This is a genomic window from Kandleria vitulina DSM 20405 (assembly GCF_000702065.1).
Taxonomy (GTDB): domain Bacteria; phylum Bacillota_I; class Bacilli_A; order Erysipelotrichales; family Coprobacillaceae; genus Kandleria; species Kandleria vitulina.
The window spans coordinates 1-23,678 of the sequence record NZ_JNKN01000025.1 but is presented as its reverse complement, the minus strand read 5'-3'; the positions used below and the strand labels follow the sequence as shown (position 1 = coordinate 23,678).

At 35.0% G+C, this 23,678-nt stretch carries 21 protein-coding genes, 1 tRNA gene and 1 pseudogene; 18 read left to right on the top strand and 5 right to left on the bottom strand.

Annotation, left to right across the window (positions count from 1 at the left end; genetic code table 11):
• Nucleotides 1–62: 62 nt before the first annotated feature.
• Nucleotides 63–476, top strand: a complete 414-nt coding sequence (locus tag T513_RS0106940) for a GNAT family N-acetyltransferase (protein WP_031589544.1) — start codon at nt 63–65, stop codon at nt 474–476.
• 14 nt (nt 477–490) lie between these two features.
• On the opposite strand, the gene T513_RS0106935 is transcribed toward T513_RS0106940, so the two are convergent.
• Both T513_RS0106935 and T513_RS0106930 read right to left on the bottom strand, forming a co-directional pair.
• Nucleotides 491–1,150: a methionine ABC transporter permease gene (locus T513_RS0106935; protein WP_031589542.1), complete on the bottom strand. Its 660-nt coding sequence runs from the start codon at nt 1,148–1,150 to the stop codon at nt 491–493.
• Complete coding sequence (locus T513_RS0106930; protein ID WP_031589541.1) at nt 1,143–2,147, bottom strand: methionine ABC transporter ATP-binding protein; 1,005 nt, start codon at nt 2,145–2,147, stop codon at nt 1,143–1,145. Before T513_RS0106930 ends, T513_RS0106935 begins: the two co-directional genes overlap by 8 nt.
• Nucleotides 2,148–2,313: 166 nt before the next feature.
• Here T513_RS0106930 and T513_RS0106925 point away from each other — a divergent pair.
• From T513_RS0106925 to T513_RS0106910, 4 genes are all read left to right on the top strand, one after another.
• Nucleotides 2,314–2,397: transfer RNA gene (locus tag T513_RS0106925), tRNA-Leu, on the top strand.
• Nucleotides 2,398–2,713: 316 nt separating this feature from the next.
• Nucleotides 2,714–4,168, top strand: coding sequence for a glycoside hydrolase family 32 protein (locus T513_RS0106920; RefSeq protein ID WP_031589539.1), 1,455 nt, complete (start codon nt 2,714–2,716; stop codon nt 4,166–4,168).
• Nucleotides 4,169–4,730: 562 nt separating this feature from the next.
• Complete coding sequence (locus T513_RS11775) at nt 4,731–5,285, top strand: hypothetical protein (protein WP_029069888.1); 555 nt, start codon at nt 4,731–4,733, stop codon at nt 5,283–5,285.
• An 88-nt stretch (nt 5,286–5,373) separates the two neighbouring features.
• Nucleotides 5,374–6,213, top strand: coding sequence for a hypothetical protein (locus T513_RS0106910; protein ID WP_031589538.1), 840 nt, complete (start codon nt 5,374–5,376; stop codon nt 6,211–6,213).
• 11 nt (nt 6,214–6,224) lie between these two features.
• Here T513_RS0106910 and T513_RS0106905 read toward each other — a convergent pair whose 3' ends face one another.
• Nucleotides 6,225–6,671, bottom strand: a complete 447-nt coding sequence (locus tag T513_RS0106905; protein ID WP_029069890.1) for an S-ribosylhomocysteine lyase — start codon at nt 6,669–6,671, stop codon at nt 6,225–6,227.
• A gap of 99 nt (nt 6,672–6,770) precedes the next feature.
• Between T513_RS0106905 and T513_RS0106900 the strand changes: the two genes are divergently transcribed.
• Complete coding sequence (locus tag T513_RS0106900; RefSeq protein ID WP_031589537.1) at nt 6,771–7,079, top strand: hypothetical protein; 309 nt, start codon at nt 6,771–6,773, stop codon at nt 7,077–7,079.
• On the opposite strand, the gene nrdG is transcribed toward T513_RS0106900, so the two are convergent.
• Complete coding sequence (gene nrdG, locus T513_RS0106895) at nt 7,068–7,562, bottom strand: anaerobic ribonucleoside-triphosphate reductase activating protein (protein WP_031589535.1); 495 nt, start codon at nt 7,560–7,562, stop codon at nt 7,068–7,070. The genes T513_RS0106900 and nrdG overlap by 12 nt on opposite strands.
• A 377-nt stretch (nt 7,563–7,939) precedes the next feature.
• Here nrdG and T513_RS12670 point away from each other — a divergent pair.
• The 8 genes and pseudogenes from T513_RS12670 to T513_RS0106855 all read left to right on the top strand — a co-directional run.
• Nucleotides 7,940–8,119: pseudogene (locus tag T513_RS12670) on the top strand (hypothetical protein); the annotation flags it as partial.
• A gap of 377 nt (nt 8,120–8,496) precedes the next feature.
• On the top strand, nt 8,497–8,853 hold the full coding sequence (locus tag T513_RS0106885) for a hypothetical protein (RefSeq protein ID WP_031589532.1): 357 nt from the start codon (nt 8,497–8,499) through the stop codon (nt 8,851–8,853).
• Nucleotides 8,854–9,229: 376 nt separating this feature from the next.
• A complete protein-coding gene (locus tag T513_RS0106880; protein WP_031589530.1) occupies nt 9,230–11,671 on the top strand; it encodes a PRD domain-containing protein in 2,442 nt (813 codons plus the stop codon).
• Between the two features lie 12 nt (nt 11,672–11,683).
• The gene (locus T513_RS0106875) at nt 11,684–11,992 is read left to right on the top strand and encodes a PTS sugar transporter subunit IIA (protein WP_031589528.1); all 309 of its coding nucleotides are present in this window, start codon (nt 11,684–11,686) and stop codon (nt 11,990–11,992) included.
• Nucleotides 11,993–12,001: 9 nt separating this feature from the next.
• Complete coding sequence (locus tag T513_RS0106870; RefSeq protein WP_031589527.1) at nt 12,002–13,657, top strand: PTS lactose transporter subunit IIBC; 1,656 nt, start codon at nt 12,002–12,004, stop codon at nt 13,655–13,657.
• Between the two features lies 1 nt (nt 13,658).
• Nucleotides 13,659–15,062 carry a 6-phospho-beta-galactosidase gene (gene lacG / locus T513_RS0106865; protein ID WP_031589526.1) on the top strand — a complete coding sequence of 468 codons (1,404 nt, stop codon included), beginning with the start codon at nt 13,659–13,661 and terminating at the stop codon, nt 15,060–15,062.
• Entirely contained in the window at nt 15,059–15,730 is a 672-nt protein-coding gene (locus T513_RS0106860; protein ID WP_031589525.1) for an HAD family hydrolase, read from the top strand. The genes lacG and T513_RS0106860 overlap by 4 nt, the downstream gene beginning before the upstream one ends.
• Nucleotides 15,705–16,712 carry an aldose epimerase family protein gene (locus T513_RS0106855; protein ID WP_031589523.1) on the top strand — a complete coding sequence of 336 codons (1,008 nt, stop codon included), beginning with the start codon at nt 15,705–15,707 and terminating at the stop codon, nt 16,710–16,712. Before T513_RS0106860 ends, T513_RS0106855 begins: the two co-directional genes overlap by 26 nt.
• Nucleotides 16,713–16,787: 75 nt before the next feature.
• Here the strand turns inward: T513_RS0106855 and nrdD are convergent, their stop codons facing one another.
• Nucleotides 16,788–18,950 carry an anaerobic ribonucleoside-triphosphate reductase gene (gene nrdD, locus T513_RS0106850; RefSeq protein WP_031589522.1) on the bottom strand — a complete coding sequence of 721 codons (2,163 nt, stop codon included), beginning with the start codon at nt 18,948–18,950 and terminating at the stop codon, nt 16,788–16,790.
• Nucleotides 18,951–19,286: 336 nt separating this feature from the next.
• Here nrdD and T513_RS0106845 point away from each other — a divergent pair, with 336 nt between their 5' ends.
• The 4 genes from T513_RS0106845 to T513_RS12665 all read left to right on the top strand — a co-directional run bounded on the left by T513_RS0106845 (nt 19,287) and on the right by T513_RS12665 (nt 23,533).
• Entirely contained in the window at nt 19,287–20,681 is a 1,395-nt protein-coding gene (locus T513_RS0106845) for a radical SAM protein (protein ID WP_236700983.1), read from the top strand.
• A 60-nt stretch (nt 20,682–20,741) separates the two neighbouring features.
• On the top strand, nt 20,742–21,851 hold the full coding sequence (locus tag T513_RS0106840; RefSeq protein WP_051654414.1) for an AI-2E family transporter: 1,110 nt from the start codon (nt 20,742–20,744) through the stop codon (nt 21,849–21,851).
• A 468-nt stretch (nt 21,852–22,319) separates the two neighbouring features.
• A complete protein-coding gene (locus T513_RS0106835) occupies nt 22,320–23,240 on the top strand; it encodes an IS110 family transposase (protein WP_031589517.1) in 921 nt (306 codons plus the stop codon).
• Nucleotides 23,241–23,254: 14 nt separating this feature from the next.
• The gene (locus T513_RS12665; protein ID WP_080703128.1) at nt 23,255–23,533 is read left to right on the top strand and encodes a transposase; all 279 of its coding nucleotides are present in this window, start codon (nt 23,255–23,257) and stop codon (nt 23,531–23,533) included.
• Nucleotides 23,534–23,678: the final 145 nt, after the last annotated feature.

Genomic DNA, 23,678 nt, shown 5'->3' with positions numbered 1-23,678 from the left:
TAATTTCCTATATCTTGTTATTAGGTGATTTTGTCTATAAAATAGAGGAAGGAGGACATGCGATGAATACAGTATTATTTGATTTTCTTCATGAAGATGCAAAGAATATCAGAGTTTCTGTTTTTATGGATGAACAGGGATTTAAGGATGAATTTGATGAGATTGATCAAAATGCATTTCATCTTGTGGGCTATCATGAAAATCATCCAGTAGCGACATGTAGATTCTTTAAGAAGGATGAAAAGTATTATATTGGACGTGTCGCAGTCTTGAAAGAATACCGCAAGCATCATTATGGTGCTATGATGATTCATAAAGCTGAAGAATATATTTCTTCTTATGCCAACTGTTCTTATTTATCAGCACAGGTAAGAGTAAAAGGTTTTTATGAAAAGCTTGGCTATAAAATGACAGGGGATGTGTATGATGATGAAGGTGTTCCACATATTCTTATGTATAAAGAGCTAAAAAAATAGATGTCGCTTGACATCTATTTTTTCTTATTATCCATCTTTTTAGCCAAAAGCATACCAAGTGATTGGAAAATCTGTACCATTACTACAAGAATAATAACACTTACCCACATGATCTGCTCTTCTCTACGATAGTAGCCATAACGCGTAGCGATATCTCCGAGACCGCCTCCGCCAAGTGCTCCCGCCATTGCGGAATATGCAAGAATGGATGCAAATACAATTGTTGTACCTGTAATTAAGGATACTTTAGCTTCAACCATCATGACATTGAAGACAATCTGGCGATTTGTGGCACCCATGGATTGGGCTGCTTCAATAACACCAGGATCCACTTCTTTTAATGACTGTTCGACCATTCTGGCAATGAATGGGAAAGCGGACACTGTCAATGGGACAATTGTCGCAATTGTTCCATAGCTCTTTCCTACAATCATCTTTGTTACTGGAATAAGGATGATAAGTAAGATCAAGAATGGAACTGAACGGAGAATATTGATGATGACATCTAATATTTTATAAAGGGTCTTATTAGGCTTCAAGCCATCCTTATCTGATACTGTCAGGATAATGCCTAATGGAAGACCGAGAATATATCCTAATACTGTTGAAGCAATGACCATCAATAAGGTTTCTCCTACACCTTGGATGATCATTGAAATAATCTGATTATCCATTGATGTCAACCTCCTCTACATTTAAGCCTCTTTCTTTAAAGTAGGCTACAAATTCATCTTCATGACCTGATGGAATACCAACAATCATTTCACCTTTAGCCTGATTGTGCACATTCTTTGTAGTAGCACCTAAAATGTTGATAGGAGTCTGGAATGTTAAAATCGCATTGGCGATAACTGGTTCAAAAGCAGACTGTTTATCAAAAACAATACGGAATGTCTTATCAGTTTTTAATTCAGCAAGTGCTTCAGAACGTACATCTTTTAAGACAAGACGTTTTCCTACTGCAGATTGTGGATTAGCGAAAATTGTTTCTACTTCACCACTTTCTTGTACTTGTCCATTTTCCATAATAGCAACGTGACTACATACATCCTCCACAACATCCATCGCATGAGTGATAATTACAATGGTAATACCAAGTTCATTGTTGATCTTCTTTAAAAGCGCAAGAATCTGTTTTGTTGTTGCAGGATCAAGGGCACTTGTTGCTTCATCACATAATAAGATTTCAGGTTTGCTGGCAAGCGCACGAGCAATAGCTACACGCTGCTGCTGACCACCAGAAAGCTTAGAAGGATAAGTGTTGGCCTTATCTTCCAATCCAACGATTCTAAGATATTCCATAGCTTTCTTTCTTGCTTCAGCTTTTGGAGTATGTGCCAAGTACATTGGGAAACATACATTATCAATAACAGTCTTTTGCATAAGCAAGTTGAAGTTCTGGAAAATCATTGAGATTTTCTTACGTTCTTCTCTTAATTCTTTTTCATTTAAACTCTTTAGTGATACTCCCTGAACGATTACATCACCAGATGTAGGTTTTTCAAGGAAGTTAAGACATCTTACTAAAGTACTTTTTCCTGCTCCGGACATACCGATAATACCGTAGATATCACCTTTATGAATAGAAAGGTTAACATCGGATAAGGCATGAACAGGACCTTCTTCAGTATCAAATGTCTTCGATACGTTTACTAATTTAATTTCAGCCATTTTTGTTCTCCTTTATAATGACCATGTGTAACTCAAATTATGACCATATAAATACTCTTTTTCTATTATATATCATAAAATACAATTATGTTACCGTAATTGTAATTTATCGTCAACACTTTTAATTATTGAATTAGACTCTCAAAGTGTGATAAAATAGGCACATGCTCAAGTGGTGAAATGGTAGACACGCCAGTTTCAGGTACTGGTGGTTTATGCCGTGTGGGTTCGAATCCCATCTTGAGCACCATTAGATTTAAAAGTCCTCATTAGAGGACTTTTTTTAGTGAATAAAATGACAATATTTTTACAAATTGATGTTAATAAAAAAGAATGAAAAATGATGATTTAATCATCAAAAATCCAAAAATAGAGAAAGTGAAAAAAGTGATAACGCTTACTTAATAGAATTTCCATAATATGAAAATTTCATTAAGTTATTAAAACTTATTTTTTTGTGATTCTATGGTTATTTTTTAGCTTTTCGTGAAATTGAAAGAATGATTGAGCTTTTCGGTGAATTTCAATATAATAGTCCCCGATATAAACAATAAAGGAGATTTGTTATGAAAGAATGGACTCGAGAAGAACGTTATCGTGTTTTAAAAAGTAAAGACGAAATCGCTCCTCTATATGAAATAAATAAAGTGTCTAATTATAGACAAAAATTTCATGTGCAGCCTATTACAGGATTATCTAATGATCCCAATGGATTTATTTACCACCAAGGAAAATGGCATTTATTTTATCAGTGGTGTCCATGGGGAGCTGTACATGGATTGAAGTACTGGTATCACGTTGTTTCAAAAGATCTTATTCATTGGGAAAATGAAGGTGTTGCATTAGCCCCTGATACTGTATTTGACAATAAAGGATGTTATTCCGGAACTGGGATTTCATCTCATGATCAGATTTATGTCTTTTATACAGGAAATCACCGAGATGAGAACTGGGTTCGTAAACCATATACATGTGTTGCGAAACTTAATGAGGAAGGTAAGCTGATTAAAAAAGATACACCACTATTTGCCCCACGTGAAGATTATACTGAACATCAGCGTGATCCTATGATTGTTTATGTAGAAGAAAAACAGAAATACTTTATCTTCATTGGTGCAAGAAGCAATGAGGGTAGAGGTACAGCTTTAGTCTATTCATCTTCTAAGCTATTAGACGAATGGTCATTCCAGGGTGAACTTCGTGTTAAAGGCTATGAAGAATTCGGTGGTATGTGGGAATGCCCATGTTTAACAACAATTGGTGATAAGGATGTATTGATCTTCTCTCCTCAGTATACAAAATTGCCAGGAAGAGGAGAATGTACTAACCATAATATCTACTTTGTAGGTAAGATGGATTATGATACATTAACATTTATTCCTGATACACACTATCGTTATTTAGATTACGGTTTTGACTTCTATGCTGCACAGATGGCTGCCAATGTAGAAGATAAAAACAAAGGTGTCATGATTGCATGGATGGGACTACCTGACAACCATTACCCAACAGAGGAAGAACAGTGGGAAGGAAGCTTAACGCTTCCACGAGAAATCTTTGTCGAAGGTGACCGTTTAATACAGAAGCCTATCGCAGGATTTACTAAATTAAGAATTAAGGAATTATCAGGTCGTGTATTGCCATCGCTTGTAGAATTGGAAGTTAAATGTGATGGACATTCAAGTGATTTACGTCTCTTTACTAAGAAAGATGGATCTGATGGATTGATGATTCACTATGATTCACACTATAAGATGATTACAGTGGATAAGAGTCAACTTGATAAGCGTTTTAATGAAGAAGTATTTGAAGCGTTGGATATTCCTTTAGACGAAGATTTAGATTCAATGAGTATCTTCATTGACCAGTCTTCAATAGAATTATTTATCAATGATGGTAAATATACATTTACTGCTCATGTCTATCCAACAGAAGAAGAAAGCTATTTTGATCATGATGAACACCTTGATATTAAGTCATATGAACTCTGCTCATCAGTAGATGAAGATTTTATAGTATAAGCAAAAAGCTCTATTCATGTAAAATGAATGGAGCTTTTTAATTATGCTTGATTAAATTATAGACATAATAAAAATGAATATTTGTTTTTAATAGTAAAAGATTATCATATAAGAAATTTTATTTCAAAATGTTGAAAAATGCATTTGTTTCAAATTAATACGTTATAATAAATGTAAGATAACGGTTTCAAAACAAGATAGAAATGAGGCGAAAGAAAATGGTAATTTAGATAGTGAATATTAACGTTATATTGTTCATGAAATAATCGTATTTTTTCCATGAAAAAAATACATATATAATTTGTTTAGGATTAATCCATGAATTTTTAAGAACATTTATGATTATCATAATTAGGGCAAAATTGACATAATATGGTCTTGAAAAAATGCGTAAAATCAATAAAAAAATGAATTTTTTCTCTTGAATGTCACACTGATGTCATGTATTATAGGCATGGAAAATTTCCAAGACATGAAATGCATTGTTCTTTTAAAAAATATTTATTTTGTCTGCATAAACAATTGAGACCAATGCATATATCGAAAAAGTGGGGTAACAATTATGAAATATGCTTTCGTAACAGATTTTCATAGTGATTCGAAGATTAAACGCGATGTCTTAAAAAATGCAGTGGGGAACGAAAATGTCTACGAAAATAATGAAGGCTTCAATGTACTAGTTAAGAAACTTGAGCAGAATGATACAGTATTGCTTTTCAACATTCAGGATCTTTCTATTACATGGGAAGGATTTATAGAAAGATGGAAACAGCTTTTATCAAGAGGGGTCAATATCGAAGTATTTGTGGATGGTGAATCTGACGCTGAAACACGTATCTACAATAAGGAATTAGCTGAAGTTGACTACATTGAAGTAGGATATAATCTAAACCTTTTCTATCTTAACCAGAAGAAAATTACTGGTATGAGAAAGGCTCAGGAAAAGGGTACAAGATTCGGTAGAAAGAAAGTTAAGAATCCAGATAATTTTGTTGAATATTATCATAAATGGAAAAATAGAGAATTAACTGTAAAACAGGCTGCTGAACATATTGGAATGAATGTTTCAACATTCTTTAGACATTGCAAAGACTATGAGAAACAATTACAGGGATAGATTATTCTTAATTGAATAATCTATTTTTTCTTTTCACATAAATCCATATTTGATAGAATGAGTAAGTAAAAAAGAAGGGGGAAATAGTGTGTATATACCATCAAAAGAACAAATGGATGAAGCTATTGCTCGCCTTGATCTATTAGGACTATCAAATCAATTTTTGCTTGAAGGTCAATATCAGATTTCTTCTCATCAGGAACTTTTTCTTATAGAAGATAATGAAATCATCGAAATGATTCGTCAATTTGAAAAAGCCAACCGCAGTTATGTATACCATACAATAGCTTATGATACATCGGAAGGCACATGTATTGTCTGTCTTCATGTCTCACCACAATCTTCACACTGGAAAGAGGAGAGAAGACAGTTGATGAAACAGAAGGCCATTGCCTTTTGTTTCTTAGCAGATCAACTGAATCATAATGGCATGTTTGATCTTTCCCTAGATGAACATCTAGAAGTAAGGAAGATGCGTCCTCTTACACAGGAATCATTGTTTGTACATCTTGTTTTAGGAAAAGGAAAAGCTAATATTGGTTATGATGATACAATCAGCCATCATCAATTAAGTGTATTTCTTGTAAAAACATTGACGAAGATCATGGAGGGTCATAAGAAAGAACGTGTCATTGATGCACTTGTCAATCTTGTGGTAGATGCTATGCATATACGTATGGCTAAACAGACGGGAATTAGAAGAATGATGTATCGTCTTCATTATGATCGTGACAAGATCAATATTAGAGTTGTAGAAAGTGAAGGAGAATATCATTTTGTCTCTGACATAGAACCGCATTTCTATGATTACTATATTGCAATCGCAATAATATGTGGAAGAATCTTAAGTGAAGAAGAGACACAAGTTGTCATCAAGTCTTCCTTAGCAACATTTTTTGAATTATATAAAAAAGGAGCGACTGAGTAAGTCGCTTCTTTTTATAGATAATGATATTCAAATTCTAATGGGGCATTTACAAATGTATCTGCAGCTTCTTTTGCTTTTGGAAGATCCATGTAAGTATAGTTTCCACATTCTTCCATCTTAGCACCTGGAATGTCTTCATTCCATTCAGCGATTTTTTTCATCATGTCCATGATGATTGGGACAGTTGCAAGCATATCTAGGTCTCTTGTAATAAGATAGAAACCTGTCATGCATCCCATAGGGCCAAAGTAAATAATCTTATTCTTGAAATTTGAATTTCTTAAAAGTGTAGCACCAATATGTTCAATAGTATGTGCTGCCTTAGGATCTAATGCTGGTTCATTGTTTGGTTCAGTCATTCTGATATCCCATGTATAAAGATCGCCATCTTTACGTGAAAGATAGATACCCTTCTTAAGCTTTGTGTGATCAACGCTAAAACTTGTAATTCTATCCATTTTTTTCTTCACCTCGTCGGTATTTTATCATTATATGGCAGTTATGTCATCAAGTAATATTTACTATGTGATACAATAAAAAAGAAAGGGAGTGAGATCATGAAAGAATGCCCATCTTGTCATAAATTAATAGAGGATACAGATTGCTTTTGTAGTTATTGTGGCTGTCGTCTTGATAGTATACCCTATAAAGAAAAAGAACCACAGTATCAAGGAAATTACAGTGCTCACAGGCAATCTAGTGAAGATATGCCTTCTTTAGGTTATGCCCTGTTAGGTTTCTTTCTTCCAGTGATTGCTCTTTTTGTCTACTCTAAACAAAAAGATAATTACCCAACAAGAGCCGCTTCACTTTTGCATGGTGCTTTTGTGAAGCTGGTTCTATGGGTAATTATCTTATTCAAATAGAACGATTTGACCTTGTTCTTTTGTTTTAGCAATATCAATAAGACGCTGATTTGAAGATCCTCTAAAGCGAAGCTTAGCATCTTTTTTAGCAAGGATGAACATGCCATCTACCAATACATCTACATAATCGAGGATGTTTTCTTCGAATTGACAAATCTCCTCATATAAGAAAGAAGAATATAGCCAGACAGTTTTACCTGGACATTCTTCTTTTATTCTTTTTAAAAGCTTTAATACATCTTCCCTGTTCTCTTTTTCCATTGGTTCTCCACCAAGTAAAGTAAATCCAGCAATATGTGGCTTATTGATTAATGCGATAAGCGCATCTTCCTCTTTCTTTGTAAAAGCTTTTCCGCCTTTAAAATTCCATGTTTCCTCATTGAAACATCCTGGACAATGTCTATGGCACCCTTGTGTGTAGAGTGAAACACGAATACCAGGCCCATTTGCAATATCTATTTCTCTGATTTGTGCATATCTCATTATATATCTCTCCTTTGAGTAATTTACATTGGTTATTTTTGTCTGCTGTTATTATAGCACGACTTCACTTTATAATATGCGATATTTTATAGTCTGTTAATTGAGATGCTTAAAAACAGTATATTCAGATAATAAGCATTTCTAATACTTTTATTATCAGATTTTTTATTGTTAGTAAAAAGTCATAGTGTAAAATTTTTGTGTAAATTCGTTTTGTCGAATTTTATCTGACGTTATTCAATAGACAAAAAAAGTATATTCCTTGTAGAATGATTTCCGCAAACAAAACAACCACAAAGGAGTATACCCATGAATCTTTTTACTACATTGCTTATCAGAAATCTATTAAATAACGAACACAATCTTCCTGAATTTGAAATCGTCACTTCAAGGCCAAGGAACAGTTCCCTACAGAACTGTCAGAAGAAAAGTTTCTTGTATCACAATTTGAACGCTACAATGAGAAATTCCTGAACCGAATCCCCAAGGGATTCGGGAAGGTTACAGACTTCTGGTTCAGTGACATCTGCACAAGAGCAGACGTCACTGAAGAATAGAACCACGCTTACTGCATTCTGCAGTAAACAAATCAGACAGAAATCAAAAAAACAGGAATCAGGAATTTACCAAAATTCTTGACACTAAAAAACATTATACATATTATATATAATATGTATTGTGATTAAATGTTACTTACTTTAGAATCTGAAATTTTAAAAAAGAAATTTGAAAACTTTATTGTAGAATGCAATGCTTGGTTTTTAGTTTTATTGGCCGTATTAATGGTTATAGCTTTTACAATTTATGCCGGATTACAAGTTTGGTGTATTGTTTATAGAAGAAAGACTTTTACGGGAAGATGGCATTGGAATAAATATGGTGTATCTGTAAAGGCGAGTTGTAAATAATTATTGAACGTAAGGAGAAATACTATATGAAAAATGATTTTTTGAAAAAATGGGAAGAAACGTCGGTAATTAAAGGGTTCTGCATTTCAGTTTTTGGTGGACTACTTATGTCAATTATCGTTGTAGCAATTTCTTTTTTGATTATGATTTTTAAATCCGGGAACGATGGTATGAGGTATAGTTTTCTACATTTGGTGTATTTCAATACTAAAACTATGTCTGATGGTTCTGTTGATATGAATTTTGGAACAACGGGTCATTTTCTGCCGGCAATAATTATGGTTTTGGTTTTCATGTGTTTTATTTTTGCGATTTTCACACTAACAAAGAAGCTATTGTCTTATAGGGTTAAGTTGCTTAATGAGAGAAATAACACATTATAATTTCATTTGTTAATAATAAGTATAAAAATGAGGTTGGTTGACAACTTCATTTTTTTTTAACCTCATCCATCATCAAATTTTCGTTTTATAAGAGCATGTCTATCACCAATTATTTCCTTGGAAATGACTTTTTTCAAAAAAATTAAAGTGTATAATAAAGGATGAAATATAAATGTAAACGTATACACTCGCAACTTTTAAGCCATTTTGACAGTTATTTGTATAAGATGTGTATCAATTTTTTATACACAAGGAAGAAAATCCATTTAAAAATCGTGAAATGTGTATAAAAAATGACTATTTCACACATTTGAGACAATTGATTGACTCGATTATCATAGAAGGCGGATAGAGAAGTTGCGGCAAGGAGGCAACGATGAAAAACAAACAAAAAGTTTATGAATTCTTACTACATTATAGTGAGGAATTCACAGAAGCGCCCAAGCTGGATACAACGTTTCTATCAGCACAACTACATATGCAACGTTCTAATGTCTCAGCGTTATTAAATACGCTTGTCGTGGAAGGTAAGGTTAAAAAGTATAAAGGGCGACCTGTTCTTTATCAGATTATTATTAATCAAGATGAAGCATTCACTCATCTTTATGGCAGTGAAACCTTCTTAAAAGAACCAATTGAAACAATGAAAGCAGCATTGCACTTTCCCGATGACGTAAAAAAGATCTTGATCGTTGCCACAAGTGGCAGCGGAACAAGTGCTTTTGCACGAGAGGCATGCACGTACGCCTATGTAAATAGAATGGTCAGTCGGGATGAGGTCGTAGAGATCGACCTGAGTGAGGATTCTAAAGACAATTTCATAGACAAAGAAGGATTTTATCTGATCAAGAATGCCCAAAAGCTTACTCGTGTACAAAGAGAAAAATGCTTGCATACACTTAAGGGGATCGTCATTTTTCAAGTCGATCGTAATGAGGATGTTAGCTTATTTGATGAGGTGCGTTTCATTATTCATCTACCCTCACTCAATAGTCTGACTTTAGAGGATCGCTATGGTTTAATCGAGTATTTCTTTCTAGATGAATCAAAGCGCCTTGATGATCGTATTATTGTTAATGTAGGTCTCATGCAATGCTTACTTGTTTATCCTTGTGTAAATGGGATAAAGGAAATGAAAAGAGAAATCGCTAAGGGAATCGCCAACGCCTATCGACGTGAGAAAAATCATACACTTACCTTAGAGTTAAGTGATTTTAGTCCTAATGTTCGTAAAGGGTTACTCAATATGAAGAATCGTCAGGATGTGATGGAATTTATTGCTCACACAGCCTTATTCATTTTCGATCATGAGACGACTTTACAAACAAGAGAAAAGGATATTGAGGCGGATCTCTATCAGATCACTTACAAGAAGCGATTGCCTTTGATTCATACCATTAATACGGTTGGAGTGAAACACTTAGGTGATAATGTTCGTGATTATGTGCATGATCTTTATACTTTGTATGATCAATCTGGTGAAACACAGCTGATGAATAATGGGTTACGTCAGGAAGTTATCCAATTTTTCAAAGAAGCTGGAGAAACACTTCATCGTAGTTTTACTCATGATTATATCTTTGGTGTAGCGATGCATTTACAGGATACAGTTTTGATGGCTTCAACACAGATGCAAATTGATAATACGACCATGATGGATATCATTGAAACCTATAATCAGGAGTATCTCTTGAGTCGTAAGTTTATTCGTCGTGTTGAAGAGGATCTACAAAAGAAGCTCAGTCCTGATGAAAGTCTGTTCTTCACTTTATTCTTGAGTGTGATGAGCAGTGAGAAATTGGGGGACCAGGTTGTTAACCTGGTAGCTATGCACGGGCAGGGGGCAAGTGCAATTGCTTCAGTGGTCAGTCATCTGATGCCAAAGTGTCAGCTCTATGCCTTTGATATGCCGCTTGATGAAAATATCAACGAAGTATATGAGCGTTTGAAGGCTTTAATTGTTTCTATTGATCAAGGCAAAGGTGTCCATGTGATTTATGATATGGGCTCGATCAATGTGATGCTTAGCAGTATTAGCGAAGAGACACATATTCGTATCAGTACTTTAGAGGTGCCGATTTCTTTACTTCTGATGAGTGCAATTAAGCTTGCAGATCAAGGTTATACCCTTGAAGTGATTCATAATAGATTGCTTGATTATGCCTCAACAAGTCAGGTAGTGAAAAATGTCAACGAAAAGTTTATTGTTGCTTTTTCAAAAAGTCAGGAACATAAGAGTGAAGAGATTAAGAATCGTCTTGAAGTATTGGATGGAGCTGATGGTTATAAGATCTACCACTTTGAAGCAGATGATACAAAATCATTTGTCAAACAGCTTGATTTCCTTCTGATGGTAGGTAACCTAGCAGCGATTGTCGGAACCTTCGATCCTGCTTTCTTCAATGTTCGCTATATTGATGAAAAAAGGATTGATCAGGTCTCAAGTATATCTGAACTACTAGAAGAAAAAGAGGAATATTTTGATATCCTAGGCTACCTGGAATCACAGTTTGAAGCTTTTAATCGTCAAGATCTTGAAGCAACAATCGTTCCTTTTATGAATGATTATGAGCGAATCTTAAATATTCATCTTGATGAAGACGACTATGTTGGCTTAATGGTCCACATGGCCTGCCTCATCGATCGTTTGATGAAAAATAAGACGCCAACTGTCAATTTTGATTCTGATAAAATCATTGTGAAATATCCACAAGAAAAGCGCGAGTTAACCAAGTCTTTAGAACCTATTGAAAAATATTTCCATATCTCATTTTTAGAAGGAGATGTGGCAACACTGATCAGTATTGTCAAGAGGTAGAGGAGAATAATTATGACAAAAGAAGAAGCAACCATGGTTGGTTTTGAAATCGTTGCGTATTCAGGTGATGCGCGTACTAAATTACTGTTGGCTTTACAGGAAGCTAAAAAAGGAAATTTTGATAAGTGTGAATCACTTATTAATGAAGCCAATGACTGTCTAGTGGATGCTCACAAATCTCAGACTGAATTACTTCAGGAAGAAGCCCGTGGAGACGGTGTAGAAGTTGGTTTTATTACTGTGCATGCACAAGATCATTTGATGACAACGATGCTTTTAAAAGATGTTATGGATACCTTAGTAGATATTTATAGAAAGTAGGGGATGTATATGGATACAATTATTGGAACAATTGAAAAAGGAAAACCATTCTTTGATGCATTAGCACGTAATCGCTATTTGAAAGCCATTCGTGATGGCTTCCTCTCAGCGATGCCGATTATTATCTTTTCATCAATTTTCTTATTAGTGGCTTATGTCCCAAATATTTGGGGTTATAACTGGCCTAAATCAATTGAAGAAATTTTAATGAAGCCTTATAACTATTCGATGGGAATCTTAGCTTTAGTTGTTGCGGCTACTACAGCCAAACATTTCACAGATGCTCTTAATCGTGATATGCCAAAAAACAATCAGCTAAACTTCATCTCAACAATGGCTGCTTCAATGATCGGTTTCTTATTATTATCAAGTGATGCCATTTCAACTAAAGCTGGTGATGCAGGTTTTGGTAATGCTTTACTTGGTTCTAAAGGATTATTAACAGCATTTATTGCAGCCTTCGTTGTAGGTGGTATTTATAAGTTCTTTGTTTCTAGAAATATTACAATCAAGTTACCAGAACAGGTACCTCCAAATATCTCTCAGACTTTTAAGGATGTTATTCCTTTCTCAGTCGCAATTGTCTTCTTCTGGTTATTTGATTTAGGATTTAGAAATGTATTTGGTTATTGCTTTGCTCAAGGTGTTATTAATGTCTTCCAGCCATTATTTGGTGCTGCTGATGGTTATGTTGGTTTAGCTATTATTTATGGAGCTATGTCACTTTTCTGGTTTGTAGGTGTTCATGGTCCTTCTATCGTTGAACCTGCTATTTCTGCTGCATTATTATTAGGTATGTCAGAAAACTTTGCAGCTGTTCAGGCAGGTGGCCATGCTTCACACGTCTTATCTTTAGGTGCTCAGTACTTCGTTGTTTGTTTAGGTGGAACAGGTGCAACTTTAGTGCCATGTTTAATGTTTGCGTTCCTTGCTAAATCAAAACAGTTAAAAGCAATTGGTCGTGTATCAAGTATTCCAGTTTTATTTAATGTTAATGAACCATTCTTATTTGGGGCACCAATGGTCTTAAACCCAGTGTTCTTCGTTCCTTTCATTTTAACTCCAGTCTTCAATATCTGGTTACTTAAGATCTTTGTGGACTTCCTTGGAATGGATAGCTTTATTTACACTTTACCTTGGTGTACACCAGGCCCACTTGGTATAATTCTTGGCTGTGGTATTAAACTCTTACCTTGCTTATTCTTAGTTGCTGTATTAGCTTTAGACTTCCTTATGTATTATCCATTCTTCAGAGTGTATGACTTAGAAAAAGTAGAAGAAGAAAAGAATGCAACTAATGAAGTTAAAGTTGAAGAACATACAGAAGTAAATGGTGAAGTCTTAGATTCTAAAAAGATCCTAGTATTATGTGCTGGTGGTGGAACATCTGGTTTATTAGCAAATGCCTTAGCTAAAGGTGCTAAAGAAAAAGATATTCCTTTAGTAACTGCAGCAGGCAGCTATGGTGCTCATACTGATATCATGAAAGATTATGATTTAGTCGTATTAGCTCCTCAGGTAGCTTCTTATTATCAGGATTTAAAGAAAGATGCTGATCGCTTAGGCATTAAATCAGTGGCTTGCCAGGGTAAACAGTATATTGAATTAACTCGTAATCCAGAAAAAGCATTAGAATTTGTATTTAAAGTATTGGAGGCTGCATAATATGAAATTTCCGCAAGATTTTGTTTTTGGCGGAGCAACCGCTGCTTATCAGTGTGAAGGGGAAACCCGCACCCATGGAAAGGGGAAAGTCGCTTGGGACGACTTTCTCGCTGCCCAAGGGCGTTTCTCGGGGGATCCTGCCAGCGATTTTTATCATCAGTATCCTGTTGATTTAGACTTATGTCGTAAGTTCCATATTAAGGCAATTCGTATTTCCATTGCCTGGAGCCGTATTTTCCCAGAGGGAGTAGGTCGAATCAATCAGGAAGGCGTGGATTTCTATCATCGTGTATTTAGAGAATGTCATAAAAATGGGGTAGAACCTTATGTCACACTACATCATTTTGATACCCCAGATACTTTGCATAAGAAAGGTGATTTCCTTAATAAAGAAACAGTAGAAGCCTTTGTTCAGTATGCAAAATTCTGTTTTGAAGAATATAAGGATGAAGTTTCATACTGGTTTACTTTCAATGAAGTATGGCCAGTAGCTACAAATCAGTATATTGAAGGGACATTCCCACCAGGTATCAAGTATGATATTCCTAAAGCTATTTTATCAATGCATTACATGATGCTAGCTCACGCAAAGGCAGTCATTGCTTTTAAAGAAGGACATTATTCTGGGAAAATTGGGGTTATTCATTCTTTAGAGACAAAATATCCTTATGAAGATAATGATGCTGATAGAGAAGCAGCTAAGAAAGAAGATATCTTAGCTAATCAGTTTGTGTTAGATGCTACATTCTTAGGTGAATATACCGATGAAACATTAACTACCATTAAGGCGTTAGCCGCTTTAAATGGTGGTAGCTTTGATCCTGATGCAAAGGATCTTGAAATTATGAAGAAGGCTGCGCCTCTTAATGATTATCTAGGTATGAATCATTATCAGAGTCACTTCATTAAAGCTTATGATGGAGAAAATGATATTCATCATAATGGTACAGGTGAAAAAGGAACAAATCGCTTTAGACTTAAAGGAATTGGTGAACGAATGTTTAAAGAAGGCATTGAAACCACTGACTGGGACTGGCTGATTTATCCTCAAGGTATGTATGATATGATCATGCGTGTGAAAAAACAGTATCCAATGTATAAAGCAATTTATATTACCGAAAATGGTATGGGTTATAAAGATACATTTGATGATGGCTTTATTGATGATGCCCCACGCTGTGATTACATCAATAAACACTTAAAAGCCTTAAAGAAAGCTATTAGTGATGGTGCTAATGTAAAAGGCTACTTTGTCTGGTCATTAATGGATGTTTTCTCTTGGTCTAATGGCTACAATAAACGTTATGGCCTTTTCTATGCGGATTTCAATACACAAAAACGTTATCCAAAATGTTCAGCGTACTACTATAAGATGGTCATTGACAATCGGGATGTGATTGAATGAAAGCAGTAATCTTTGATTTTAATGGGACCCTCTTTATAGATCATGACAAACATGTTTTAGCTTGGAATCAGATTTCAGAGCTATTAAGACATAAACCTCTTACTGAAGAGGAACTTTATACAAAGTGTAATGGTGTTCCCAATGAAGTCATTATTGACTATTTACTAGAAAATCAGGCTACTCCTAAACAGAAGAAAACCTACAGTGCCCTTAAAGAAGAATATTACCGTGATTACTGTTTAAAAGACCCTGAGTCCTTCCATTTGATTGCTGGAGCATATGACTACTTTAAACAGTTAAAAAAAGCCGGTATTCCTTTTACAATTGCCAGTGCTTCAATTAAAGATAATATGGATTTCTTTATTTCCTCCTTCCACTTAGATGATTATATAGAGCCTACCCAAATCGTCTATGATGATGGCAGTTATCAAAATAAAGTTGCTATGTTTTTAGAAGCAAGCACTAGACTTAACGTTCCCATTGAAGATTGCCTGATTTACGAAGATAGCATCTCTGGTATTCAAAGTGCTATTGAAGCAAATTGTCATAATATTACTGTCGTCGATACGACTCAGCTTGGTGATCAATATAAAAAATATCCAGGAGTACAGAGCGTAATTCATGATTTTACGGAGGTGCTTTATGACAAAAGTGATACACAAAAATAATCTCATCGATGAAATTGTTCTTGAAAATGAGGATATGTCTGTACATATCCTCAACTTAGGGGCAACTATACGTAATATTTACGTGAAGGACAACAAAAATCAATTTCGTGATGTCGTACTTGGCTATGACGATGTGTTAGATTACATGCGCTATGATGGTTATTTAGGAGCATGTGTTGGACGTGTTGCAAACCGTATAAAAGAAGGAAGTTTTACCTTAGATGGGAAGACCTACCACTTACCCATCAACAATGGCCCTAATAGTTTACATGGTGGCCTCAAAGGTTTTTCTTACCGCTTATTTGATTATACCTACGATGATTATCAAGTGATCTTCCACTACGTATCTCCTGATGGCCAGGAAGGCTACCCAGGCACCCTTGATTTTTATGTTACCTATAGTCTAGAGCAGACAACTTTAAAAGTAGACTATAGAGCTACCACTACCAAAACTACGTTAGTGAATATCACTAATCATAGCTATTTCAATTTATCCGGTGAAGCCTCAAATATTGATGAACATTATTTACAGGTGAAATCTTCGCACTACGCACCTGTAGATAATGATGGCTTAGTCACTGGTGAAATAGCAGATGTAGATCATACCCCATTTGATTTTCGCAAAGAAAAAACTATTGGTGAAGCCTTGCACCATGATCATGAACAAATTAAGATAGCCCGTGGTCTCGATCATCCATTTATTTTTGATGAGAATCATGATCAGGTAACCCTTCGTTCAGAAAAGAGCGGTATAATAATGACAGTGTCCACTACACTACCTCTAGCTCAAATCTACAGTGCTAACTATTTAGATGGCCGTCTTGGCAAGAATAAAAAACCGATGTCTTCCCAAACGGCTTTATGTATTGAGACGTCCTACCTCCCTGACAGTATTCATCTTGAAAAAGATTCACCAACTATTTTACATGCTGGAGACAAATTTCACGCTTCAACATCTTATACGTTTACTTGTGAAGACTAAAAGAGCAATCTTTTAGTCTTTTTTTACTTGATAATAAAAAAGAGGAACTTTTTTAGTTCCTCTTCATTATTTAAATTAACCTTCGTAGATTCTGTTGTCCATATGAACAAAACGTTCTTTGATTTCCTGAGTACGTCCCTTGTTCCAGAAGTTATCTCCTAGATAGCCGCAAGTACGACGGCAGACATTCATTGTCTTGTGGTTTCTGTTGCCACAGTTTGGACAGTACCATTCACCGTTATCATCAATAAGGATTTCACCATCAAATCCACATTCCTGACAGTAATCAGACTTAGTATTGATTTCAGCGTACTGAATTGTATCGTACATATAGTTGATCAATTCTTTCATCGCTTCAAAGTTACTTGTCATATTAGTGACTTCTACATAAGAGATAGCACCACCAGAAGAGATATTCTGGAATTTTGCTTCAAATCCTAATTTAGAGAAGGCATCAATATGTTCTTGTACGTTAACATGATAAGAGTTAGTAATATAATCCTTATCAGTTACACCAGGTACAATACCAAATCTTCTCTTTAATGTTCTGGCGAACTTATAAGTAGTAGATTCAGCAGGAGTACCATACAATGCAAATCCTAAGCCAGTTTTAGCTTTCCATTCATCTACAGCTTGTCTTAATCTCTTCATGATCTTAGTACCAAGTTCATTACCTTCTTCAGTAGTATGAGATTTACCAAGTAAAGCAACGACACATTCATAAAGACCAATGTAACCAAGAGAAATAGTAGAATAACGTGAATCAAGAAGTTTATCAATTGTTTCACCAGGTTTTAATCTAGCGATACCACCAAACTGCCAATGAATAGGTGAAACATCAGAAACAGTTCCTTTTAAGTTTTCATGTCTTAACATCAATGCTTCATAACAAAGATCAAGACGTTCATCTAAGATTTTCCAGAAGTTATCCATGTTCTTTTTAGCACTTAATCCAACATCAGTTAAGTTAAGTGTTACAACACCCTGGTTGAAACGACCGTACCAGACATACTTTCCTGTTTCATCTTTGTATGGAGAAAGGAATGAACGACATCCCATTGGTCCAAAGACCTGACCTTCATAGTTCTGCTTCATGATCTTAGCAGAAATAAAGTCTGGCATCATTCTCTTAGATACACACTTAACAGCTAAATCAGTTAAATAACGATATTCGCTATCGTCAGGTACATTGTTTTCATCCAATACATAAAGAAGTTTAGGGAATGCAGGAGTGACATAAGCACCAACTGGATTCTTCATACCGACATATCTTTGTCTTAAGACTTCTTCGATAAGCATGGCAGTTTCTTTTGTGTATTCAGGATTTTCATTTAAATACATAAAGATAGAAAGGAATGGAGCCTGACCATTTGTAGTAGAGAAAGTATTGATCTGATACTGAATAGTCTGAACACCAGCCTTGATTTCTTCTTTAAGACGGCTATTTGCGATCTTTTTGATCTGTTCATCAGTATATTCAATGCCAATAGCTTTTCCTTCTTCTTTAATGGCTTTAATATGCTTGTTATAAGAGACTCTTACAAAAGGAGCAAGATGAGATAAGCTGATTGTCTGACCGCCATATTGTCCACAGGCAATCTGCTGAACAATCTGAGTTGCGATTGTGCATGCAGTCTGTAAAGATTTAGGTGTTTCGATAAGCTTTCCGTTGATGACTGTTCCTTTTTCAAACATATCTTCAAGGTTAACTAAACAACAGTTAAACATCTTCTGAATAAAATAATCCATATCATGGAAATGAATAATACCATCATCATGAGCCTGAACAATCTTCGTAGGCAACATCATACGACGACAGTAGTCTCTAGAGAATTCACCAGCAATCAAGTCTCTTTGAGTAGCGAGAACAGTTGCATCTTTATTAGAGTTTTCATCCATAGCTTCTTTATTTGTCTGTTTAACAATACCGTAGATTTCTTTATCAATAGTATTTTCTTCTCTCTGGAATTCTCTGACCTTACGATAGCCTTCGTAGGCTTTTGCAGTAAGAACTGCACCTTTATCGATTAATTTTTCGAAAACCTGACCTTCAATACGAGTGATATCTACTTGCTTAGCACCATTGTTTAAGTGCCATTCTTCGATTTCAGTCGCAATTTCATGCGCTTTCTGTTCATCAATCATGCCACTGCCATATCTCATGGCTTTCAAGATTGCTTTTTCAATCTTGCTGGCATCAAAAGGTACACGCGATTTATCTCTTTTTATTACATCCATAACTTTTTCTCCTCCTAAGTTTTTGTAGAAAAATTATTTAATCACAAAGTGATTGGTTGTCTCTTTTCTGCACATAAATATTAAAACGCACTTTAGTTGATAATGCAACTAATTTAAAACAATATTTTTTAAAATTGTTTTTTATCACGTAATAATGACGCTTTTTTGGTTTTAAGTTATTTTTATTGAAATTTTAGACAAAATTTTATCTTTGTCTATATTTCAAAAAAACACACAAATTTAACTTCATTTTTACCAAAAACCCCTTGTAAAAACCCTCTCAGATTAAACATTGATTTTTTATAATGGTAAAATAATAGAAAGGGGGTGTGTGCCGTGAAAAACACATTAAAAAGATTATATATATCAAGGGAAGTTGGTCATCTTCTAAAAGATATTGAACATGACCGAACAACAGGTTACTTGAAAATAGTAGATCTTGCAAGACAATATTATGGAAATAGTTTTTCAGATGAATCATATGAAAAAGCTGTTGAAGCCATTAAGGATCCAAATAATAAATGGGTAAGACTTATCAATGAGACATTGGATCATGTAGATCCTCATGTCGCTAAAGTGACTGCGCTCAATCTTGGCTATGAAGCATTTCTTAAAGGGACAAAGACTATTCGAGAGAATAGGGAACGTTATCATTGCAATATTCCTTGGCTAATTTTATTTGATCCAACCAATGCCTGCAATATGCATTGTACAGGATGCTGGTCAGGAACATATGGGCATAAAGATTCTTTATCATTTGAAGATATGGACAAAATTGTAACTGAAGGAAAAGAATTGGGTGCATATCTTTATATGATGACAGGAGGAGAACCTTTAGTTAAAAAGAAAGAAATATTGCGTCTTGCTAAAAAACATCATGACGTAGAGTTTGCGATCTATACCAATGCAACACTGATCGATGAAGAATTCTGTAAGCAAGTCGCAAAACTTGGAAATATTATCTTCCTGATGTCCATCGAAGGTACAAAAGAAACCAATGACGCAAGAAGAGGAGAAGGACATTTTGATGCATTTGTAAAAGCCAGCAATCTACTTAAAAAGCATGGCATCATCTTTGGAACATCAATCTGTTATACAAGCAAGAACTATAAAGCAGTAACAAGTGATGAGTTCTATCAGTTCTTATGTGATCAAGGTGCACACTTTGGCTTCTACTTCCACTATATGCCAGTAGGAGATGCTGCATTAGATCTATTGCTTACACCTGAACAGCGACTCTACATGATTGATCGTATTCGCCAAGTCAGAAACAACGACAATCCTATTCCATTCTTCCCAATGGATTTCCAGAATGACGGTGAATATGTTGGTGGCTGTATTGCTGGAGGACGTAATTATTTCCACATCAATGCGAGTGGAGACGGGGAACCTTGTGTATTTATTCATTATTCTGATTCCAATATTCATACACATTCATTGTTAGAAATGTTAAAGCGTCCACTGTTTATGGCTTATCATGAAAAACAGCCATTCAATCAGAATCATCTTAGACCTTGTCCAATGCTAGAAAATCCTGAAATCATTGAAGATATCGTACATAGCACCCATGCTAAAGATACCAACAAGCAAAAAAGTGAACCAGTAGAACAGCTGACAGGCAAGTGCAAGGACTATGCTTATAACTGGAAACCTTATGCGGATGTATACTGGAAAACGCATAAGCATGTCAATCGTCTTTATGAAAACTACGCAAAAGATCATCATCGATGATTTTTCTTGCATGAACAATGTTTTTCCTTTACCATTTAGTTTTGAAGTAAAGGAGAACTTATGAACAATTATAAAAAATATTGGCCAATTGCCATAATGGCCTTCTTATTCTATTTAGCAGTACATTATTGGAACAGTCTTATCAATTTGACAGGAACCATTTTTCATGCTTCCACATCACTTATTTTTGGCTTTATTCTCGCATATATTGTCAACTTGTTAATGGTGCAGTATGAAAGAGGATATGATTATCTGTTAAAGGGACAATTAAAAAAACCAAAACGTGGTATCTGTATACTTTTATCTTATATTACAGTTATCGTTGCTTTTTCTATCATAATTGCGATTGTCGCTCCACAGGTTGTCAATGCGGTCACAATCTTAGTAAAAGATGGCGGTAAAGCCTTAATGCCTTATTTAAAGAAACTCGATCATAATCCAGCCTTTTCACAGTATGCTAAACATTTAGAAACATTGATCAATGGGAAAATGGATGTTTCCAGTGTGGCAGGAAATATTCTCCAGACCTTCTTTAGTGGGGCATCAAGTGCGCTTTCAGCTATAACTGGAGCCTTGTCTTCACTCTTTTCTTTAATTGCGACATTGTTATTTGGAATTATGTTTTCACTCTATCTTCTTGCTGGAAAAGAAAAGCTGATCAGAGGAACAAAACGAGTTATCAATACTTATTGTCCTCGTGGCAGTGAAAAGATTCTCTATGTAGCTCATGTATTCAACGATGCCTATCGTCAGTTTATTATCGGACAGGTGATGGAAGCAGTCATCATTGGTGTTCTATGCTTCATTGGCGGACTGATTCTTCAGCTTCCTTATGTTGCAATGGTCGGGACAATTGTCGGAGTAACAGCCTTGATTCCTATTGCCGGATGCTATATTGGTGCAGGATTGAGTGCCTTTCTTATCTTTACAGTCAGTCCTATCAAAGCCTTGGAGTTCTTGATCTTTATCTTTGTTCTCCAGCAATTAGAAGACAACCTTATCTACCCACGTGTCGTTGGCTCATCATTAGGTTTGCCAGGCATCTTCGTTCTTGCAGCTATTACCATTTTTGGTGGTGTCTTCGGCTTTGCCGGAATGCTTTGTGGTGTACCTATGACAAGTGCCATCTACCGTCTTGTACAAAATGATATGCGTAAAAAGAATGGATAACTCAATCCATTCTTTCGTATTATAGAACTAGAAGTTATTCAAGTAATAATTCTAGTTTTTTATTTTATCTAGAAGTGATATCATATCACTGAAGAGAAGTTAATCATTATAACTTGAGACATCCATAAGGTAAGCTCGTAAACAACGATTGATAGCTACGACTATTAATGTATCGTTCTTCTCTTCACTAAATAAACATACTGACTAGAGGTTACTTATATTTAACTTCTAGTCTTTTATTTTGTAGGCATACATTATAATAGACTTAAGAAAGCAGAGAGATCAGGCTTTGGAAACACAGTTGTGATTTCGTAAAAAAAAGTTCTCTGCTTCCTTTTATGACATGAGTCAGTTTATATCCAAATAGGCCTTTTGATTTATTGATAGAGCCTGCATGTAAGACGAAAATAGATAGTCATAAATCGGGAAGTTATGCTTTCGAATATTCAAAGAAAGAAGGAATGATCTATGAAAGGTCCAATAGTATCCATTGATGTCTCTAAGGGTAAATCAGATTATCAAGCATTCAAGAATCTGAATGTGAAGTATACAGGTTCACGTTCAATAAAACACACAAAAGAAGGATTTGATGAGATTGTGAATCTTGTCAGAGAGATGGAAAAGAAGCTGGAAACAGAAGTATGTGTTGTTTATGAGGCAACAGGAGTTTATCATCGTGTCCTTAAGAAAGTGCTTGAAGACAACAATATCAAGCAGTTTATTATCAATCCACTATTATCAGCCAAAACAAGAAAGAATGATTCACTAAGATGTCCAAAGACAGATAAGCTTGATCCTAAATCAATCGCTAAAACATATTACAGCCATAGTCTTCATAACAGTCATAAACAAGAAACGATATATCATGAACTGAGGGAATTATCACGCTATTATGAGGATATATTGGTTCATATAAGAAAGGATAAGGTTGCATTCAGAGCACAGCTGGATATCGTATTTCCAGGTTATGATACGCTGTATGATGATCTGTATGGTCCTGTCGCTTTAGCTGTCATTGAAAATTATCCACATCCAGAAATGCTTCAGAAAAAGAAGATTAATACTGTATCTAAAGTGATTCAAAACAAAACATGTCATCGTCAGGCAGTGAGTGATACAATGGCTGACAGGGCAATAGAGTATTCTAAAACCATCTATTCAGGATGTGATAAGGATGATATTGAAGTATTAATACTTCAGAGATTCATCAAGAAATTAAAAGAAGATATGGCAGAGGCTGAAAGAACCATTGGTGAAATGATTAAGCTAGCACAGGGACTACCTGACTTTAGTATAATAAAATCTATTCCAGGTATTGGAGATAACCTAGCTGCACGTATTATTGCAGAACTAGGTGATATGACAAGATTTAAAAAAAGAATGAGCTAGTAGCCTTTGCCGGACTGGATCCAAGAATCAGTGAAAGTGGACAGAATGATGGAAATCATATGCACATTACTAAAAAAAGCAATAAACGATTAAGGTGTTTATTATATCTGGCTGTGACGTGTTCTATAAGGCTTAAAAGAGATGATAATAGTATTAAGGATTTCTATATAAAGAAAAAGCAGCAATCAAACCCGATGTGTTCGAAAGCTGCAAAGACTGCATGTGCCAGTAAATTAGTCCGAATAATTTATAGCATGTGCAAAACTGGTGAGTTATACCAGTACAACAAATAACAACAAGATTATACACCTAAACAACCCTGAAAAAAAGCGCTTTTTCTTCAGGGGTTTTCAGCGTGCAATAAAAACCATGAAAAATTACTGATAATTTTTTTTAAATTTTTACTTGATTTCTATTATCCAATTTTTTTGTTATAAT

Excerpts from the sequence above, each read along its gene's own strand:
- T513_RS0106940 (WP_031589544.1), top strand. The coding sequence starts at position 63 with ATGAATACAGTATTATTTGATTTTCTTCATGAAGATGCAAAGAATATC.
- T513_RS0106935 (WP_031589542.1), bottom strand. The coding sequence starts at position 1,150 with ATGGATAATCAGATTATTTCAATGATCATCCAAGGTGTAGGAGAAACC.
- T513_RS0106930 (WP_031589541.1), bottom strand. The coding sequence starts at position 2,147 with ATGGCTGAAATTAAATTAGTAAACGTATCGAAGACATTTGATACTGAA.
- T513_RS0106920 (WP_031589539.1), top strand. The coding sequence starts at position 2,714 with ATGAAAGAATGGACTCGAGAAGAACGTTATCGTGTTTTAAAAAGTAAA.
- T513_RS11775 (WP_029069888.1), top strand. The coding sequence starts at position 4,731 with ATGAAATATGCTTTCGTAACAGATTTTCATAGTGATTCGAAGATTAAA.
- T513_RS0106905 (WP_029069890.1), bottom strand. The coding sequence starts at position 6,671 with ATGGATAGAATTACAAGTTTTAGCGTTGATCACACAAAGCTTAAGAAG.
- T513_RS0106900 (WP_031589537.1), top strand. The coding sequence starts at position 6,771 with ATGAAAGAATGCCCATCTTGTCATAAATTAATAGAGGATACAGATTGC.
- nrdG (WP_031589535.1), bottom strand. The coding sequence starts at position 7,562 with ATGAGATATGCACAAATCAGAGAAATAGATATTGCAAATGGGCCTGGT.
- T513_RS0106885 (WP_031589532.1), top strand. The coding sequence starts at position 8,497 with ATGAAAAATGATTTTTTGAAAAAATGGGAAGAAACGTCGGTAATTAAA.
- T513_RS0106880 (WP_031589530.1), top strand. The coding sequence starts at position 9,230 with ATGAAAAACAAACAAAAAGTTTATGAATTCTTACTACATTATAGTGAG.
- T513_RS0106875 (WP_031589528.1), top strand. The coding sequence starts at position 11,684 with ATGACAAAAGAAGAAGCAACCATGGTTGGTTTTGAAATCGTTGCGTAT.
- T513_RS0106870 (WP_031589527.1), top strand. The coding sequence starts at position 12,002 with ATGGATACAATTATTGGAACAATTGAAAAAGGAAAACCATTCTTTGAT.
- lacG (WP_031589526.1), top strand. The coding sequence starts at position 13,659 with ATGAAATTTCCGCAAGATTTTGTTTTTGGCGGAGCAACCGCTGCTTAT.
- T513_RS0106860 (WP_031589525.1), top strand. The coding sequence starts at position 15,059 with ATGAAAGCAGTAATCTTTGATTTTAATGGGACCCTCTTTATAGATCAT.
- T513_RS0106855 (WP_031589523.1), top strand. The coding sequence starts at position 15,705 with ATGACAAAAGTGATACACAAAAATAATCTCATCGATGAAATTGTTCTT.
- nrdD (WP_031589522.1), bottom strand. The coding sequence starts at position 18,950 with ATGGATGTAATAAAAAGAGATAAATCGCGTGTACCTTTTGATGCCAGC.
- T513_RS0106840 (WP_051654414.1), top strand. The coding sequence starts at position 20,742 with ATGAACAATTATAAAAAATATTGGCCAATTGCCATAATGGCCTTCTTA.
- T513_RS0106835 (WP_031589517.1), top strand. The coding sequence starts at position 22,320 with ATGAAAGGTCCAATAGTATCCATTGATGTCTCTAAGGGTAAATCAGAT.